The organism is Microtetraspora malaysiensis (assembly GCF_050947145.1).
In the GTDB taxonomy this organism is placed as follows: Bacteria; Actinomycetota; Actinomycetes; order Streptosporangiales; family Streptosporangiaceae; genus Microtetraspora_A; species Microtetraspora_A malaysiensis.
Genome location: NZ_CP191998.1, coordinates 7,017,934 through 7,035,273, shown reverse-complemented (window position 1 = coordinate 7,035,273; position 17,340 = coordinate 7,017,934). Strand labels below are relative to the sequence as shown.

The window sequence follows — 17,340 nt, the reverse complement described above, 5'->3', positions numbered from 1 at the left end:
GGTCAGGCCGCGTCGTCGGCAGCGTGACTCACTGCCCAGCCCGCGACACCGCGTAGCGCGTCAATCGTCCTCGTCGTCGTCGGGGATCATGTACTCGAGCTGCTCGCGGGTCGTGGCGAGCTCGGCCATGACCTCCTCGGAGGCGTCCTGCTCCGCGAGCGACTCAAGCTCGGCGAGCACCGCCCGCATCGCGACCGGGCCCGGCCGCTCCATCGGGTCGATCGGGTCGCCGCCGTCGCCGGGATCGTCGGAAGCTTCCTCCCAATGGATCAGCCAGGCCGCCGACCGCAGGCAGCGTACGCGCGGCACCACCTCGCCGAGATCGCCCCAAAGCTCGGCCGCCCGCCGGTAGGCGGCCAGCGCCTGCGGTGTCTCCTCGGCGTACTCCAGCGCCAGCGCGGCGGACCAGGCCAGCTCCGCGTGCGTGCGCGTGCTGTCCGGGTCGTCCTGCACGAGCCGCGCCGCCTCGACGAACTGCTCGGCCGCGTCGCGATGCCGTCCCAGCTCACGCAGGCACTCGCCGAACTGGGCGCGCGTCATCGCGACCATCGGCGGCGCGTACGGGACCTCGACCTTCGGCATCGCCTCCTCGAACAGCGCGGCGGCCTCGGCGGGGCGGTCGAGGGTGTGGTAAGCGCGGGCCGCGGTGAAGGTGTTGTGGAGCGTGTCGGGTTCGGAGATCCCCTGCCAGCGGGCCGCCGCGGCCAGCGCCGCCCCGGCGAGATCGAGCTCTCGCTCGGGTTGCCGGGAGATCGCGTCGACGATCAGTGAGCTCAACTGGGCGGCCCGGTCGGGCGCGAGGAGGGCGCCGCCGTGCTCGATCGCCCGGCCCGCGAGCTCCTCCGCCTCCTTCGGGTTCTCGTCCAGGGTGACCCCGGCGAGCATGTGCAGGGCGTCGACGGCGTGCCAGCCCGCCCCGGCCTCGGCAAAGCGCGTCGCCGCCGCGACGAGGTGGGCGCGGGCCCCCTCCTGGTCGCCCAACTGGAAGCGGACCCGGGCCAGCATGTCCTCGTAGGCGGCCGCGCGCAGCGGCACGTCGTGCTTCAGCGCGAGAGCGTGCTCGGCCTCCAGGAGGACGATCACCGCCTCGACCTCGGCGCGAGGCGGATCCTCTCGCCCGGCGAGCGCCCCCATCGCGATGACGGGTACGGCCCGGCGCGCGGTCAGGTAGTCGTCCGGCGTGAGCTTCCCGGCGGCGTACGCGTCGCCCGCGTCCGCGCTGACCGCCCGGGCGAGCTCTCCGGCGACGGCCGGGTCTCCCATGTGGAACCTGGCCAGGGCGGCGCCCGCCCGGGTACGGAGCGCCGCCGCCTGGTCGTTCAGGGCGGCGAATCGCTCGGCGACCGCGAGCAGCGCCTCGTGGGCGGCCGCGGGGTCGCCGGCCACCAGCGCCCTGGCCTCGGCGTACGCGACCTCGGCGGCCAGCTCCTCGGAAAGCGGCTCGCCGGCCTCCGCCACCCGCCGCCACGCGTTGTCGGCGTGGGGGTGCCAGATAGCGGACAGTCGGCGCGCCTCGGCGACCAGCTCGTCAAGGGTCGGCTCCGCGGACGGCGGAGTGGCCGGGACGGACACGGCGGACGGCCGCGGCAGCACCGCCGACGCCCCGAGCGGGAGCCGGTCCAGCAGGGGATCGCGGGCGAGCCGTGCGGCGACGCGCTCGCTGAAGACGGTGCTGCCGTTGCGGGCGTCGTAACGGGCGCACACGTCGGCGATCTCCCGTTCCAGCGGGGCGAGAAGCTCGTCGACGCTCCGCCCGCCGACCGGCAGGTCGCCGTGCCCGAGAGCCACCAGGCGGCGCAGCAGCACGACCGCGCCGCTCAGGAAGCCGAGCTGCTCGGAGACGTCGTCGCGCGGGCCGGTCAGCCAGGACGCGTGCTCGGTCAGGATCTCCAGGCCGCGCGCCTCGTTGCCCGTCAGCGCGCAGAACTCGATGTGGTACCCCACGGACGAACGCAGGTTCCCGTCACGGCGGACCATGGGGTACCCCCGCAGGTAGGCGCCACGCGCGTCGTCGAGGCGTCCGGTACGCACCAGGGGGAGCAGTGCCTTGGCCAGCACGCGGTGCGGCTCCTCCGCGCAGGACCGCTCGCCGTCGATCAGCGGGGCCCAGTGCTCCAGCGCGCCCGCGTCGTCGCCCATGTCGGCCCGCCACGTCCCCCAGTCGTTGCGTTCGCAGGCGTCGCAGTCGGCCATCTCATCCCGCGGGGCGCTGAGGGACGCCTCCATCGCGGCGGACGCCGCCCTGTGGTCGCCGAGGTCGCCGGCGAGGCACGAGCGCAGGGCGAGGATCGGGCGGGGACTGTATCCGCGCTGCCGGTAGCGGCTCTGCAACTCGTCGAGCCAGCGGTAGGTCGTCTCCAGCGGGACGGTCGGGCTGCTCAGGAGGTTGTAGGTCATCCACTTGAGCTGCCAGTGGATCATGTCGGCCTGCTCGCCGAGCTGGTCCGGGAAGTCGTCGAGGATCCGCAGGAGCCGTCCGAACGCGATCGGCATACGGTCGCGCTCGCCGCCCCACTCCTGCGCCTCGATCAAGGCGAGGAGCACCTCGCCCTCAAGCGCCCGGTCGTCCGTGGCCCTCGCGTCGGCGGCGAGTCGTTCCAGGCGTTCGATCTTGACCTGGCCGCGCGGCAGCTCGCTGATCGCGTCGAGGGCGGCCTGGATGTCCGTCACGTTCACTTCGTCTCCTCGCCTTCATCGAGCCCGTCGAGCCGTTCGCGTCCGTCGAGCCGTTCGCGTCCGTCGAGCCCGGCCGCGCTGCGTGACGCCCAGCCGAGCAGGTCGTCGAACGCGCGGTTGACCAGCGCCACGTCGGCCGGCCGCAGCGGCCGGTGGGTCATCAGCAGCGCCTGGCCGTACAGCGCCTCGATCGTGGTGACCAGCAGGGCCCGGTCGCGGACCCCCGCCAGTCGCCGGACGACCGGGCTGCGGTGGTTGAGCACGAGCCGCGCGCGGGGCGCCTCGGACTTGAGCGCGCCGAGGATCTCGGCCCACACCCCGTCCGCCTCGGCGGCGGTCTCGGCGCGGGTGCGCTCGCCGCGCGTCGCCCGGGACTCCAGATAGAGCGCCGACACCGAGGCCGGGAGGAAGGAGCGCAGGATCACGTCGCAGCCCAGCGGGTCGAGCGCGCCGCGGGCGGCGGCGAGGAACCCGGCCAGGGCCAGCTCGTCCGCCTGGTCGACGGGGTCGAGCGCGGCGGTGACGACCTCGGTGTCGAGCTCCTCCACCACGACGTCGGGGGCGACGGCCGGGAGCAGCGCGAACAGCTCGGCGTCGTACGCGTAACCGCCGTTGAGCACGCCGACGCCCTGGGCCGCGGCGATCGACGCCACCTGGCGGAAGTCGTCGACGGAGGTCGTGAACCGGATGACCGGGTGCCTCCTCGCGAACTCGGCGAGGGTGACCGTGCCGTCGGTGCTCTCGAACTCGAGATACGGCAGCATGATCTTGAACAGAGCCAGGTCGTGTCTGGCCAGCGACTTCGCCCCGAGGCTGTGTACGGCGAGGAACGCGGCGAGGCGGTGCGGCTCCTGGGCGGCGAGCCCGGTGAGCCAGTCCCGCAGCCGGCCGCCCAGTGCCTCGCGCACGGCGCCGAGGGTTTCGTCCTCGAAGAGCCCTTCGCGTGAGGCGGTCGGACGCAGCGTGTCGGTGTCGACCAGGCAGCGCGCGAAGAACGCCCAATCCGGCAGGAGGCCGGTGGTGGCGTCCCCGAGCAGCATGCCCTTCAGATAGACGCGATGGCGGCCGCCCGCCGACGGGTTCGCCGGCTGCGGCAGGATGTAGGCGGCGCCGCGGATGCCGGCCAGCTCGATGTCGAGCTCGACGACGTCGAGCGCCCTGAAGCCGAGCACGCGCTCGCCGTACGCCAGGAGGGCCGCCCGGCGCGCGGCGGGAGAGTCGTACGAGCGGTCCCACACGGCGGGGCTGTCCGTGGTTCGCACGGTGTGCCCGCCACCGTCCACCGTCACCTCATACGGCAGCAGCGAGCCGAAGTCGCGGGCGAGCTCGACGACCAGGTCGGGGGCGAACCAGCGCTCGGCCCCCGGGCGGGGAGTCAGGAACACCGAGGTTCCCGGCGCCGGCCGCTCGTCCGGCTCCAACCGGCGGACGGAGTACGTCCCGTCGGAGGTCGCCGCCCATTCGACCGGCGGGGCCTCAGGGTCCGCGGCCGACCGCGTCACCACCCGGATCCGCTCCGCCACGGTGAAACAGGCGAGCAGGCCGATGCCGAACTGGCCGAGGAACTCCCGGCGGGCGCCTTCCAGGTCGTCGCGTTTGGACGAGCGGCCGATCGTCGCGAGGAACCGATGGACGTCCGCCTCGGTCAGGCCGACGCCGGGGTCGTCGACGCGCAGCCCCGTCTCGTCCACCGTGATGCGGATCGCGGTCGGTGCCGAGGGGTCGGCCTGCCGTCGCGCCGTGACCGCGTCCACCGCGTTCTGCAGCAGCTCTCTCAGGTAGACCCGGGGGCTGGAGTACAGGTGGTGGGAAAGAAGGTCGACCAGGCCGCGCAAGTCGACCTGGAAAGAGTGCTCGTTTACTGACTTGTCAGCCAACATGCGGGCGATCGTAGCGGCACGCTGCGACAACACGCTGACGTTGGCCGAACCACCGTCTCACTGGTCCCGGTCGCCGCCGCCCGAGCAGCTGCCCACTCCGGCACCGAGCCGATGTCGCCATAATCGGCAGGTGCCGTCACTTAGAGCCTGCTGACGAAGGCTTAAGTGCGCGTGGACATGGGGCCATAGAGGGCCGGCCCGATCTTGTTGATGTAGCCCTGGTGCGACCATTGGGACAGCTGAACGCGGAAACTGTTGACGTTCTCGATTCCAAGGACGGCGGCCAACTCGGCTCCTTTCCAGGCCCGCCAAGGCTGGGCGGCCAGGAGTTCGCAGACCTTGCCGCGCCGGTCGGGACTGGACAGGTCAGGAAGCGCAGGCGGGTCGCTCCAGCGGCCATGGGGCGGTTGGCCTGCCAGTTCACGGGTCAGGCGGCGGGTCATCTGGTGCACGGTGGCCCACCAGACCATGGCTTCGTGGTGCTCGGGCTTGCGCTCGTAGATCCGGACGAGCCGGCGGTAACGGGCCAGCCAGGCGAACGTTCTTTCCACCACCCACCTGCGGGGCAGGACAACGAAGCCGCGGATATCGTCCGAGCGCTTGACGATGGCGACAGCCAGGCCGAGGACCTGCTTGGCCCAGGTCACCAGGCGTCCGGCGTAGCCGCCGTCCGCCCACACCAGCGTGATGGTGGAGAACTTCTCCCGCAGCCGGGCCAGCAGCGGGTGTGCGCCGTCACGGTCTTGGACCGACGCTGCGGTGACGATCACGCACAGGAGCAGTCCGAGCGTGTCGACCGCGATATGCCGCTTCTGCCCCTTCAGCTTCTTGCCCCCGTCATAACCGCAGGCCGCGGCCGGGACGGTCTCGGCGGCCTTGACCGTTTGGGAGTCGATGCAGCCGGCTGTCGGTAGCTCTCCGCGTCCGGCCATGACCCGCAGGCGGCCGCGTAATCGCCCGGCGAGCCGTTCGGGCAGACCGCGCCGGGACCACCGCAGGAAGAAGGCGTACACCGCCTCGTGTTGGGGGAAGTCGACCGGCAGGGCCCGCCACTCGATCCCGTATCGGGTCACATAGTTGATCGCGTCCAGCACCGCGCGCAGGTCATGGACCATCGGCCTGCCCGTGGTCGCGACCAACTCGGCCATCACCGCCCGTGCCTCGCCTGCCAGCACCGCCCACTCGGCATTGGTCAGGTCCGACGGATACGACGGCTTCCGTCCATGACATCGGCACCCCGGTGAGGCGCAACCACTGGCGCCCACGGACGCGGGCGTGTAAACAGACAACCACGGGCTCCTGGCCGCCGAGATGCGTAGACAACACCTCAGCTACCAGGAGCCCGCTCTCGTCCGCAGGCGTATCACGTGAAGAAGGTCTCTACCAGGGCATCCCTGGTCCCGGCCTCAGCGGCCAAATCCTTTGTCAGCAGGCTCTTATAGAAGCCTCGTTGCCGCCGGGCCGGATGGCGTCGCTCATCCAGCCCGAGATCGACGCGGGGGACGTCCGGCTACGGCCATGGCGGCAGTCGGACCGCGCCGCCGTCGTCACCGGTTACGCCGACCCCGCGATCCAGCGCTGGCACTGCCGCTCGATGACGGACGACGAGGCCCGCGACTGGATCGACGCCTGGCCGGACCGATGGCGGCAGGAGACCGGCGCCGGATGGGCCGTGGTCGACACGGCTGAGGTCGTCGGCCAGATCAGCCTGCGCCGGCTCGACTTCGCGCACGGGCTCGCCGAGGTGTCGTACTGGGTGCTGCCCGCCGCCCGGGGCCGCCGGGTCGCCCCGCGCGCCCTCATCGCCCTGACCGCGTGGTCCTTCGCCACGCTGGGGCTGCACCGCGTCGAGCTGTACCACTCGACGGCGAACGCGGCGTCCTGCCGGGTGGCGCACCACGCGGGCTTCGCCGCCGAGGGGACCAAGCGCCGGGAGCAACGCCATCTCGACGGCTGGCACGACGTGCACATCCACGCCCGCCTCGACACCGACAGTGACCACGGGAACCGTAGGCCGAGTCACGCGGGGTCCAGCGCCTGAGCACACCCGCCCACGCCCCGGTGCCGACGACCCGGCCGCCCGCGATGCCGAGCAAGCGCTTCAGCCCCGAGCCGTTCCTGTTGTCCATCGCGCTCGGTGGTATGCGACGTATCTCGGATCAATTCGATGTGACGGATGAATGAACAGGGCGCTCTTGGCTTCCCCTGTGGGCGCGTCAATTACCTTGAGTTCGTCCGAGAGGTAGATAGCGCCGTTGTCAAACAGAACGTGATCGTTGGGGCAGAGGCAGAGAACGTTCTCGACGACGTCGGGGCCGTAGTGAGGACTACCAAGTGCCTGAATGTGTGCGCCTTCGCTGTAGAGGCCCCCGGCTACGCTCAGCGTGAGTCTGCATATTTGGCACTCGTGGTTGTACCAAGCCTTGACCTGCTGGACGACTTTGGTGCTGCGGACAATCCGCTGAACGACGGTCTCGATAACGGAGGGAGGGCCAGGGGTGTCAGCGAACCCTTCGAGCGTAGTTTGGGACGAGCGTGGCGCTGCTGTCGTAGAGCCCTCCTCGGGGATCTTGGCCAGGGTGAATTGCCAGATTCGATATCCGTCAATGCCGACCTTCGCCCCGTGCGACTCCACGCGGAACAGACCGTCGTACCGGAGTCTTGAGGTCGGAGCATAGGGAGAGTCGGGGTTACGGCCGCGGATGACACGAACGGGAAGCCCTTCGAGCTCACTGCGTACCAGGCCGGCATTGCCGGGATCGGATAGCTCTTGGTTGCGGACCTGCCGGCCGGTGTTCGCGTCACGACCGCCGTGACCGGTATAGACGATGGTGTCGCCATAGTCCTCGTCGTCTACGTAGCCGCCAGAGACCACTATCGAGTCGGCGCCTTCCTTTCCCGTGCCCGAGATGCCCGCCTGGAGTGGAGCATGCACTCCTGCATCGTGCAGTTCTCGCCGATTGTTGTACGTCGTCCCAACGGGCTGGCCCTTAATATGCCCAAAAATCCGTGCCATGCCGACATAACTAGCAGGATCGGTAAATGGTTCCAAACCGGTTAGGCGGCTTTCGATAGCCAAGGCTCTACTGCGTATCGCCTCCTCGTGCTGCCGCAACTCTACGGACGTCAGTCGAAGAGGCGGCCTATCAGGGCGCCCTGGCCGGACTGGAGGATGTGCGCGGTTTCCAGCGGAATCCAGAAGCACTCGAACCGGGTCGGCTCCCGTTCGCCGTCGTGGTCCTCCTGGCTGGTCCACCGCTCGGCCGTGGGCTCGGTCGGCTCCAGTTGGAAGATGTGCCGGTGTTGCACCTCGAACCGGTACGGGCTGATGTCGTACTCGGTCTCGCCGAGCTTGCGCACGACCGTGAAGCCATGCAGGCCGGTCTCCTCGCGCGCCTCGCGCAGGGCCGCCGCCTCGGGGGTCTCGCCGGGACGGACGCTCCCCGCGGGGACCTGGATGCCGACCTCCTCGTAGCTGTAGTCGGCGTGCCGGAACACCAGCAGCCGCCCGTCGCGGACGATGTAGCAGAGGACCTTCTCCGCGGTGAGCTTCTCCGGCACGTGAACTCCTGAGTCGTGAACCCGATGCGGAACCGCGCGCCCGTAATCGCCGGTCGGCGCGGACGCGACAGCCAACCAGTTCGGGGACGATACGCGCATCCTGCCCAATACTGCGACGGTCGATATATGGTCGGAGCCATGGCCGGAATGACAGAGGCGACGTACTTCATCCTCGTTGCCTTGATGGAAGAACCGCTCCACGGATACGGGATCATCAAACAGGCCCGAACCCAGTCGCTCGGCGAGGTCGACCTCGCCGTCGGCACCCTGTACAGCGCGCTCGACCGGCTCTCGGAGACCGGCTGGGTGCGGCTGGACCGCGAGGAGACCGTCAACGGGCGTCCGCGGCGCTACTACCGGATCACCGACGACGGCGTGTGCGCCGTCCGTGCTCAGGCGGCCCGGTTGCAGCGCGCCGCCGCACTCATCCTGCGGCCGAGCGGGGTGACGAGCGTATGAACCACGTTCTCGAACTGCGGTACCGCCGCCTCCTGCGCGCCTACCCCAAGGACTACCGCGCCGAGCACGGCGAGGAGCTGATCGGCACGCTGATGGAGGCGGCCCGGCCCGGGGCCCGTCGGCCGTCGCTCCGCGAGACGCTGCATCTCCTCGCCGGCGGGTTCACCGTCCGCGTCCGGGCCACCCGCGCGTCCGGTGTGCCGCCGTGGACCGACGGCCTGCACCTCGGCGCGCTGATCGTGGCGGCTGTCACCTTCGCGCAGCTTCCCGTCCTGCCGTATGTCATCTTCCCGGTGTGGACGGCGCTCGGGATCGTCCTGATGGTGGCGCTCGTGCGGGGATGGATGCGTGTCGCGGCTCCTCTTGCGGCGGTCGCCGCGGTGGCGACGAGCTGGCCCATAATCCTGGGGTTCCACACCCCGGTGCTCGACGTCGGTCCGCTGTACGGAGACTTCGCGCCGGTCGCGCCCTACTGGGTGGTCGCGGCCGCGTCGGCGGTGCTCGCCGTTCGGCGGGCGGGGGCGGGCCGCGCGTCCGGGAAGACCCGGTGGTGGGGTGCGACGATGCCCGTCCGGTCGCCGCGGTGGCTGCTCGTCCCGCTGGTCGGCTGGGCGCTGCAGCTCACGCAGGTGCCGATGCACGAACCCATCTGGGTCGTGTCGCGGGCCGGCGTCGAGGTGGTGGCCCTGCTGCTGGTGCTGGCCGCCACGCTGGCCGCCAGGGACGGCCGCTGGGCGCTGGCGGCCGCCGTCTACCTGCTTCCCGGCCTCGTCTACCTGGCCGAGAACCTGCTTGCGACCGGCGTCCGCGGCTTCCTGTACTGGAGCGTGCTCACCGCTCTCGTTGTGGCCTCCTTGGTCGCCGCCCGCCGGGTGCACGCCAAGGCGTGACCGCCGCTGAGCGCACCTGGTTGCCGGTCGGCGCGGACGCGACAGCCAACCAGTTCGGGGGCGGGACGGGGAGTGATGTGCCGGAGGGGCGTGGCGACCGGACGGGCGCCACGCCGCATTGACCAGGCACTGTCAGCCGATGACGCAGTTCATGGAGTTGAGCGCGAACGCGGCCGGCTTACCGGTGTCGCCGGTGTGGGTGCCCTGGAAGCCGAAATCGGTCGAGCCGCCGGGAGGGATGCTCGCGTTGTAGGAGACGTTCCTGGCGGTGACCTGGCCGCCGGCCGGGGACACCGTGGCGTTCCAGGCGGAGGTGACGCTCTGTCCGCCCGGCAGGGTGAAGGACAGGCCCCACCCGTTGATCGCGGAGCTTCCGGTGTTGGTGACGGTGACGTTCGCGGTGAAGCCGGTGTTCCAGGCGTTCACCGTGTACGTGACCCGGCACGGGCCCGGCGCGGTCGGCGAGGCGGACGGGCTGGCTGAAGGGCTCCCCGACGCGCTGGGGGAGGGGCTGGGCGACGGGCCGGAGGTGTCCGTCAGGCCGAGGAACCGGATCGCGGCCAGCTCCATGCCGCTCGTGGGCAGGCTGTGCCCCACGCCCTGGACGCTGATCGCCTCGACGGGAGGGGTGATGCCGCTGTCGCCGTACCGGGTGCGGGTCCAGCTCGGCTGCGGCTGGTCGGTGAGAGCCGGGGTCTGACCGAGCCCGTGCACGTTGGTCCACTGCTTGACCTCCTCCTGGAGGTTGGGGTAGCGCAGCGTCGTGTCCTCGGTGCCGTGCCAGACCTGCATCCGCGGCCGGGCGCCGCTGTAGCCGGGGTACGCCGCCCGGACCAGGTCGCCCCACTGCTGCGGCGTCTTGATCAGGGCGCCGTTGGCGCAGGTGCCGTTCCAGCTCGATCCGTCGGTCGTGGCGAAGCAGCCGAACGGCACGCCCATGAACGCCGAGCCCGCCTTGAAGATGTCGGGATAGTCGCCCAGCAGGACGTTGGTCATCATCGCCCCGGAGGACGCGCCGGTGGCGTAGACCCGGTTCGTGTCGGTGGTGTAGTGCTGCTGGACGTACCTCACCATGGAGACGATCCCGACCGGGTCGCTGGCGCCGTCGTGGCGCAGCGCCTGCGGCGAGGAGACATCGAAGCAGGAGCCGCTCCTGGTCGCCGACGGGTAGATGACGATGAAGCCGTACTGGTCGGCGAGCGAGGCGAACTGCGTGCCGGAGTAGAAGGCCGGGCCGGAGCCGGTGCAGTAGTGGATCGCGACCAGGACCGCCGGGCGCGCCGGGAGGCGGTCCGGCACGTAGAGGTGCATCCGCAGGTTGGTGGGGTTGGTGCCGAACCCGGTCACCTCGGTGAGCGAGGCCGAGGAGGCCGGTACGGCCATGACCAGGCCCGCCAGCATGAGTAGCGCGGTCGCGATCATCGCGCCCAGCGCCTGAGCTTTCACCCTCATCGGTTGTCCTTCCTGCCTCGGGGGCGTCCGCGTGGAGGGGCATGCGGATCTGAAACATTCCGAGCCTTTGTCGAAATGTTTCGCAGGACAAGACCTGTGCGGGTCGAAGGTCCGCTCCGGCGCGCTGAGCTGGACAAGGGCAAGAAGGACGAGCTGACGGTCTGAAACTTTCCAGGAACGCGGCGGCCGGGCTGCCCCGGCCGCCTCCGGCACGCGGCCTCCCTTGGATCTCCACGTCCCGCGGCCGGATATCGGGACGGACGGGTCAGCCGGCCCAGCGGGCCCGCGCGGCGGGGTCCTCCAGGCCCCAGTAGTTGAGCAGCGGCTCGACGACCTCGGTGCGGAAGACCTGCAGGTTGCTGAGCCCCGTGTCCCAGATGAGCGCCTTGCGCTCCTCGTAGTCGGGCAGCACGGTCACGGGCTCGCGGAAACCCATCAGCCCCCGGTGGACCACCTCCGCCAGTTCGGGCCGCTGCCGCAGCGCGAGCCGGACCGCGTCCCGGTAGAAGGCCAGGTGGAGCGACTCGTCGGCCTGGACGCGGCGCAGCAGGTCGGCCAGCAGCGGGTCGGCGACCACGCGGGAGAGCCGCGCGTAGAAGACCCGCGTCGACAGCTCCTGGATGGACGTGTAGACCATGATCTCGAACGGGTCCACGGCGGGCGCGGGGCGACCGGCGCGCAGCATCGTCGTCTTGGCGTCGAGCATCTCCGCGGACGGCACGGCCCGGTCCATCAGCAGATAGATCTCGAACGCCCGGCCGTGCTGGTCCTCCTCGGCCACCCACCGCCGGAAGAAGTCGGCCAGCAGAGGATGCCCGCGTCCGAGGTGGGCGTACAGGTTCTCGGCGTACCACGGGAGGTTCGTCTCGCCGAGATAGGCGGTCTCCAGCGCCTTGGCGTGGTCGGGGTGGAGCGGCCCCGCGCCCGCGGCCCAGGCGGCCCGCACCGACGCGAGGTCCACCGGCCCGTCGCCGAGGCGGCGGACCATCGCGTCGAGCCGGCGATCCTGCATCCGCTCGATCAGGTCGTCGTACGTCCAGGGGGTACGGGACCGGTCGTGCCGTTCCAGGAGCCGGGCGAGGTGTTTCTCCAGCGGGTCGAAGTCGATCACGCTCGGACCTGCTTCCTCAGGGTCGCGAAATCGGAGGGCGTCGAGATGGGGAGGCCCGCGATGTCGCCGAAGAGCGAGCAGATGGCGCGAGCCTCCCGCTCGGGGTCCACCCACCGGCGGTGCAGCTCCGCCATCGCCGCGGCGGTCTCGGCCTCCTGGTAGTTCTCCGCCGCCGGGTTGGCGTCCGCGAGCCCGCTGTCGGGGTCGCACCACAACTGCCCGACGCGCAGCAGCACCGGCACCGCGCCGTCGGGGTCGGCCGTGGCGAGCTTGCGCGCGTAGTGCGCGAAGCCCTGCGCGTGCCGTCCCTCGTCACCCGCGATCTTCTTGAGCAGCGCGGCCAGCACCGGCTCCTCGCAGGAGGCGGCCATCGCCCCGTACAGCCGGCAGGTACGGACCTCGCCCAGCACGTTGACGGCGAGCGTCGCGATGGCCGGCGGGTCGCCCAGCTCCGGCCGGGTCAGCTCGGGCACCATGCCCTCCGGGTCGCGGCCCGCGGCCTCCGCCCACTGCCGCAGCAGCAGGTGGTGGCGGACCTCCTCGGCGAACCAGATGGACAGCCAGGCCGTCAGGTCCGCGTCGTTCCGGAAGATCCGGACCAGGTCGAGGATCGCGGGGATGGAGGAGAACTCGGTGCGGGCCAGCACGACGAGCCCGTCCACCATGTCACCGTCGATCTTCGAACGGTCGATCTCGCTGAACGGCGGGAGGTCGTGGGTGGGCGACCACCGGACCCGCTCGTGCTTGTAGAAGAGCTCGTCGAAGTCGAGGACGCCGGTCATTCCGCGCCCCCGTCGAACACGTCGAACGCGCCGAACGCGTCGTGGGCGGCCGGCGACAGGCCGGCGAGATAGCCGCGCGGGTCGACGATCAGCTTGCGGGCGTTCAGGTCGAGCAGACCGCACACGCTCTCCATCTCGGCCGCGACCGCGCCGTCCTCGAAGAGGAACGCCTGCCGCAGCACGAACGTGCGCCCGTGCGGCTCCCCCCACTCGTACGCGACGGTGACCCGGATGGTCTGCCCGGCCCGCACCTCGCGACGGAACCGGATCGTCGACTCCAGCAGGACCGGGCCGACGCCGCCCCCGCGCAGGTCCTCGGGCAGCACCCCGAGCGAGCGCAGGTGGCACCACCGCGCGTGCTCGGCGTACGAGTGGTACACCGCCGAGTTGAGGTGCCCCTGCCCGTCGATGTCGTGGAACCGGATGTCGAGCGGGACGGCGTATTCATCCATGTGTTCACCCATGCAGCGTCTCCACTTCGAGTACGGAGGGGTCGACCGCGGCTCCGCTGATCAGGCCGGGGAAGCCGGTCGACAGCGCCCGGTCGGGCGGCTCGGGCGCGGCCCTCCAGGCCCGCTCGTGGCGACGGGCCAGTACGGCGAGGCGCGCGTCGCCGCCATGCAAATCCTCGGCGGCGTCGGCGGCGAGCAGCCCGGCCGAGAGGATGTGCAGGCACCGCTCGGCCAGCCCGCGCAGCGCGAACTGGGCCTCCTCGGGCGGAAGCCGCTCCCAGTCGGCGAGTTCCCGCGCCCACGCCGCGGCCTTCTCCCGTACGGCCGCGCCGAGCGGGTCGCCGGCAAAGGCGCCGGCAGTGTGGTCGGCAGTGTTGTCGGCAGTGTGGCCGGTGGGGCCGAGCGGCGCGGCCAGCGCCTCGACCAGCGTCGACCCGGAGCCGGTACGGCGCAGCGCCCGCGCGAAGTCGAGCAGCATGATGTTGCCGCTGCCCTCCCAGATGGACAGCAGGTGGGCGTCCCTGACCATCCGCGCGTTGGGCCAGTCCTCGATGTAGCCGTTCCCGCCCCGCACCTCCATCGCCTCGTGGCAGGCCCACTGCGCCTGCCGCGCCGTGTGGTACTTGACCAGCGGGGTGAGGGTGCGCAGCAGCACCCCGGCCACCCGGTCGCCGGCGTCCGAGCGCTGCAGCAGCCCGGCCGTGTAGAAGGCCAGCCGGGTGGACGTCTCGGCGGCGAGCGCGAGGTCGGCCAGTACCTCGCGCATGAGCGGGTGGTCGGAGAGCCGCCGGCCGAACGCCGCCCGGCCCGTCGCGTGTTCGCGCGCCTCCAGGTAGGCGCGGTGGACGAGGGCCGCGGCGACCACGGAGTTGGCGACCCTGGTCTGGTTGAGCATCTCCGTCATCTGCCGGAAGCCCACCCCCGGGCCGCCGACCAGCTCGGCGTACGCGCCGGTGAACGTCACCTCGCCGGAGGCGAGGCCGCGCGTCCCGAGCTTGTCCTTGAGCCGGTTGATCACGTACGCGTTCCGCGACCCGTCGTCCAGCGTGCGCCGGACCAGGAACAGCCCGAGCCCGTCGGTGCCGGGACCGGCGCCCTGCGGCCGGGCCAGGGTGAGGATGAGGTCCGCCTGGCAGTTGGAGCAGAACCACTTGTCGCCGTACAGCCGCCAGGAGCCGTCGGCGTCGAGACGGGCCTCGGTCTCGTTCACCCCGACGTCGGAGCCGCCGGCTTTCTCGGTGAGGAACATCGCCGCCTGCCAGAGGTCCCCGTCCGTGGCCGTGAGCCGGGGCAGGTACCGCTCGGCCAGCTCGGGCGCGTAGAGCCGCAGGACGCGGGCCAGGACGTCCGTCATGGTCAGGCCGGTCACGACGTTGCGGTCGGCGTGGGCGAGCAGGAAGAACAGCGCCTGCTTCGCCACCTCGGGGGCGCGGCCCGGCCAGCCGAGCACTCCCTCGCGATGCGACATGGCGGCGATGCCGAACCGCCGGTAGGCGACGTCGACCACGCCGTCCCAGGCGGGATGGAACTCGACCTCGTCGACCCGCACGCCGCGCTGGTCGTACGGCCGTAATCGCGGGCCGTTCAGGTCGGCGGTCGCGGCGAGTTCGTCGAGCGGCCCGGCGGCGAGCTCGCCCATGCCGGTGCAGTGCTCGGCCGCCCACCGCGCCGCGTCGTCGTCGAGCCAGCGGTGCAGGATGCGGGGGAGTACGGGGCTGGCGGTGAAGGGGTTCAGCCCGACGGTGTCGGGCATCGAGCGGGGCGGTGGGAGATCGGTCATCTCACTCCAATCCGAGCAACCTCGACTTTTCGTGCGCCACGGGGATGGTCAGGGGGCGCGCCGTGAAGATCTCCAGCGCGACGGCGGTGCGCTCGTCGCCGAGCGCGGTGAGCGCCCAGCCGGCCTGGGCCGCGAGCAGCGCCGCCTGGTAGGTGCGGGCCATGCTCCAGGCCAGCTCGCGGGCCGTCGCGGGGTCGGGCTCGCGCGCGGCGACCTCCCGCGCGGCGTCCCGGACGATCCGCGCGGCGGCCTCGGTGCGGGGATGCGGGTGGGCGGCGAGCCGCGCCTCCACGTCGTCCCGGAACGCCGCGGCGACGCCGGGGGCGCCCAGCGCCCGGACGACGTCGAGGGCGAGGACGTTCGTCGTGCCCTCCCAGATGGACTGCACCTGCACGTCGCGCAGGACCTGCGGGATGCCGGTGTCCTCCAGGTAGCCGGCGCCGCCGAACGATTCGAGCAGCTCCGAGCAGACGCGTACGGCCTCGCGCGCGGTCACCATCTTGGCGAGCGGCACGACGACCCGGGCGAGCGGGGTCGTGTCCCCGCTGTCGCCGGAGTCACCGTTCTCCTGGCGGCCGACGAGCTGCGCGGAGCGCAGCGCCATCTGCACCATCGCCTCGTGCTCGGCCGCGAGCTCGGCCAGCCAGCCGAGGTGCAGGGGCGAGTCGGCCAGCGGGCCGCCGCGCACCGTCCGGCGCCGGGCGTAGTCGCGGGCCAGCTGGAGGAGGTGGCCGGTCGCGCCCGGCCCGGCCTGCGCCGACGCCATGCGGGCGACGTGGAGCACCGAAGCGATCTTGGCGATGCCGCCGCCGATCCCGCCGACGGGGACGGCGACCGCCCCGTCCAGGTCGAGCTCGGCCGTGGGCAGGCCGCGGGTGCCGTACTTGTCCTTCAGGCGGCGCACCCGCAGGCCGTTCCAGCCGCCGTCCGGCCCGCGCAGCTCCAGCGCGAACAGGGAGAGGCCGCGGCTGCCGGGCTCGGCGCCCTCCGGCCGGGCCAGCGCGACGGCGATGTCGGCGGTGGTCGCCGAGGTGAACCACTTGGTGCCGCGCAGCGCCCACGTGCCGTCGCCGAGAGGCGTCGCCACGGTGCCGGAGCGCGACAGATCGGAGCCGCCCTCCTTCTCGGTCATCCACTGGCCGGAGGTCCAGCCGCCGACCCGCTTGGTCAGCAGGGGAACGTACCGGGCGGCGAGCTCCGCGTCGTGCTGCCGCAGGCAGGCCGCGGCGCCGTCGCTCATGCCGAGCGGGCACAGCGCCGTCGCGGTCACGGCCTGCACCATCTGGTACAGCGCGGCCTGCACCACGCGGCCGTAGGCTCCGTATGTCTCCTCGTAGGGGATCGCCACCGCGCCGAGGCCCTGCAGGAGCCGTACCAGCTCGGTCCAGGCGGGGTCGATCTCGATCCGGTCGATCCGCCGCCCCCACGCGTCGTACGGCAGGTGCCGGGGCGGGTTCGCCTCGGCCCTGGCCGCGAGGGGCGGCATCTCGGTCGCGCAGCGTTCGGCGGCGTGGTCCAGCTCCCCGGCCGCCTTCTCGAAGACGTCCGGGGGAAGGATCCGCTGGACCGCCTGGCGCAGCGCCCGGTCGGCCCGCCACCGGTTGGCGACCCGCGGCGCGTCCTGGACGAAGGGGTCGATCTCGTACCGCTCAGCCGGCATCGGTCGTCACTCCTGTCAGGTTCAAGGCGAGCGCCGTCACATTGGCGATCAGTGATTCGTCGTCGGCGTGGTCGTGGTCCGGTGCGAGCGGGCCGACCAGGCATTCGGCGACGGCGCCCACCAGCGCGGCGCCGGTCAGCTCCGGATCCTGGGCGGGCAGCTCGCCGCGGGTCACGCCCTCGCGGACCAGGTCGGCGAACAGGTCTCGGTAGCGCCGCCGGTAGTCCAGCCGCGCCGCGTCGACGGAGGGGTCCACCGGCTCCGCGATCAGCGCGTAGGCGAGGCGGCGGCCGTCGAGCGCGCGGCGGGCGAACGTGACCACGACGCGGGCGAGGCGGTCCCGCACCGTGCCGTCCGCCGCCGCGACGGAGGCCAGCACGTCCAGCTCGTGGCCGGAGGCGCGCCGGAAGACCTCGGTGAGGAGGTCGCCCCGCGACGGGAAGTGCCGGTAGATGCCCCCCGCGGACAGGTCGGCCCGCTCGGCGACGGCGGACATGGCGGCCGCCTCGAAGCCGCTCTCCGCGACCACGTCCCAGGCCGCCGAGACGATCCGCTCACGCACCTCGGCGAGCCGCCGCTCGGTCTTCTCCGTACGCCGGTAGGGCATACCAAGCAGTGAATCCAGATTTGCAGCTTT

At 71.8% G+C, this 17,340-nt stretch carries 15 protein-coding genes; 3 read left to right on the top strand and 12 right to left on the bottom strand.

Features of this window, described 5'->3' with window-relative positions:
- Positions 1-60: 60 nt before the first annotated feature.
- The 3 genes from ACQP1V_RS33110 to ACQP1V_RS33100 form a co-directional block, all read right to left on the bottom strand.
- Entirely contained in the window at positions 61-2,676 is a 2,616-nt protein-coding gene (locus tag ACQP1V_RS33110) for a hypothetical protein (RefSeq protein ID WP_433414105.1), read from the bottom strand.
- Entirely contained in the window at positions 2,673-4,556 is a 1,884-nt protein-coding gene (locus ACQP1V_RS33105) for an HSP90 family protein (RefSeq protein WP_433414103.1), read from the bottom strand. The genes ACQP1V_RS33110 and ACQP1V_RS33105 overlap by 4 nt, the downstream gene beginning before the upstream one ends.
- Before the next feature lie 161 nt (positions 4,557-4,717).
- On the bottom strand, positions 4,718-5,821 hold the full coding sequence (locus tag ACQP1V_RS33100; RefSeq protein ID WP_387418505.1) for an IS5 family transposase: 1,104 nt from the start codon (positions 5,819-5,821) through the stop codon (positions 4,718-4,720).
- Between the two features lie 185 nt (positions 5,822-6,006).
- On the opposite strand from ACQP1V_RS33100, the gene ACQP1V_RS33095 reads away from it, so the two are divergent.
- A complete protein-coding gene (locus ACQP1V_RS33095) occupies positions 6,007-6,597 on the top strand; it encodes a GNAT family N-acetyltransferase (protein WP_433414101.1) in 591 nt (196 codons plus the stop codon).
- Between the two features lie 60 nt (positions 6,598-6,657).
- Here the strand turns inward: ACQP1V_RS33095 and ACQP1V_RS33090 are convergent, their stop codons facing one another.
- The gene (locus ACQP1V_RS33090; RefSeq protein WP_433426042.1) at positions 6,658-7,572 is read right to left on the bottom strand and encodes a YDG/SRA domain-containing protein; all 915 of its coding nucleotides are present in this window, start codon (positions 7,570-7,572) and stop codon (positions 6,658-6,660) included.
- Positions 7,573-7,682: 110 nt separating this feature from the next.
- Positions 7,683-8,117 (bottom strand): NUDIX hydrolase, encoded by a 435-nt coding sequence (locus tag ACQP1V_RS33085; RefSeq protein ID WP_433414099.1) that lies wholly within the window; start codon positions 8,115-8,117, stop codon positions 7,683-7,685.
- A gap of 138 nt (positions 8,118-8,255) precedes the next feature.
- On the opposite strand from ACQP1V_RS33085, the gene ACQP1V_RS33080 reads away from it, so the two are divergent.
- Together ACQP1V_RS33080 and ACQP1V_RS33075 are read left to right on the top strand one after the other, a co-directional pair.
- Entirely contained in the window at positions 8,256-8,576 is a 321-nt protein-coding gene (locus ACQP1V_RS33080) for a PadR family transcriptional regulator (protein ID WP_433414097.1), read from the top strand.
- Complete coding sequence (locus ACQP1V_RS33075) at positions 8,573-9,466, top strand: hypothetical protein (protein WP_433414095.1); 894 nt, start codon at positions 8,573-8,575, stop codon at positions 9,464-9,466. The genes ACQP1V_RS33080 and ACQP1V_RS33075 overlap by 4 nt, the downstream gene beginning before the upstream one ends.
- Before the next feature lie 132 nt (positions 9,467-9,598).
- Here ACQP1V_RS33075 and ACQP1V_RS33070 read toward each other — a convergent pair whose 3' ends face one another.
- The 7 genes from ACQP1V_RS33070 to ACQP1V_RS33040 form a co-directional block, all read right to left on the bottom strand.
- On the bottom strand, positions 9,599-10,918 hold the full coding sequence (locus ACQP1V_RS33070) for an extracellular catalytic domain type 1 short-chain-length polyhydroxyalkanoate depolymerase (RefSeq protein ID WP_433414093.1): 1,320 nt from the start codon (positions 10,916-10,918) through the stop codon (positions 9,599-9,601).
- A gap of 265 nt (positions 10,919-11,183) precedes the next feature.
- On the bottom strand, positions 11,184-12,029 hold the full coding sequence (locus ACQP1V_RS33065; RefSeq protein ID WP_433414091.1) for an acyl-ACP desaturase: 846 nt from the start codon (positions 12,027-12,029) through the stop codon (positions 11,184-11,186).
- Positions 12,026-12,811, bottom strand: coding sequence for a hypothetical protein (locus ACQP1V_RS33060; RefSeq protein ID WP_433414089.1), 786 nt, complete (start codon positions 12,809-12,811; stop codon positions 12,026-12,028). The genes ACQP1V_RS33065 and ACQP1V_RS33060 overlap by 4 nt, the downstream gene beginning before the upstream one ends.
- Complete coding sequence (locus tag ACQP1V_RS33055) at positions 12,808-13,275, bottom strand: acyl-CoA thioesterase (protein ID WP_433414087.1); 468 nt, start codon at positions 13,273-13,275, stop codon at positions 12,808-12,810. The genes ACQP1V_RS33060 and ACQP1V_RS33055 overlap by 4 nt, the downstream gene beginning before the upstream one ends.
- Complete coding sequence (locus ACQP1V_RS33050) at positions 13,268-15,043, bottom strand: acyl-CoA dehydrogenase family protein (RefSeq protein WP_433414085.1); 1,776 nt, start codon at positions 15,041-15,043, stop codon at positions 13,268-13,270. Before ACQP1V_RS33050 ends, ACQP1V_RS33055 begins: the two co-directional genes overlap by 8 nt.
- Before the next feature lies 1 nt (position 15,044).
- Positions 15,045-16,703, bottom strand: coding sequence for an acyl-CoA dehydrogenase family protein (locus ACQP1V_RS33045; protein WP_433414083.1), 1,659 nt, complete (start codon positions 16,701-16,703; stop codon positions 15,045-15,047).
- On the bottom strand, positions 16,693-17,310 hold the full coding sequence (locus tag ACQP1V_RS33040; RefSeq protein ID WP_433414081.1) for a TetR/AcrR family transcriptional regulator: 618 nt from the start codon (positions 17,308-17,310) through the stop codon (positions 16,693-16,695). The genes ACQP1V_RS33045 and ACQP1V_RS33040 overlap by 11 nt, the downstream gene beginning before the upstream one ends.
- Between the last annotated feature and the right edge of the window lie 30 nt (positions 17,311-17,340).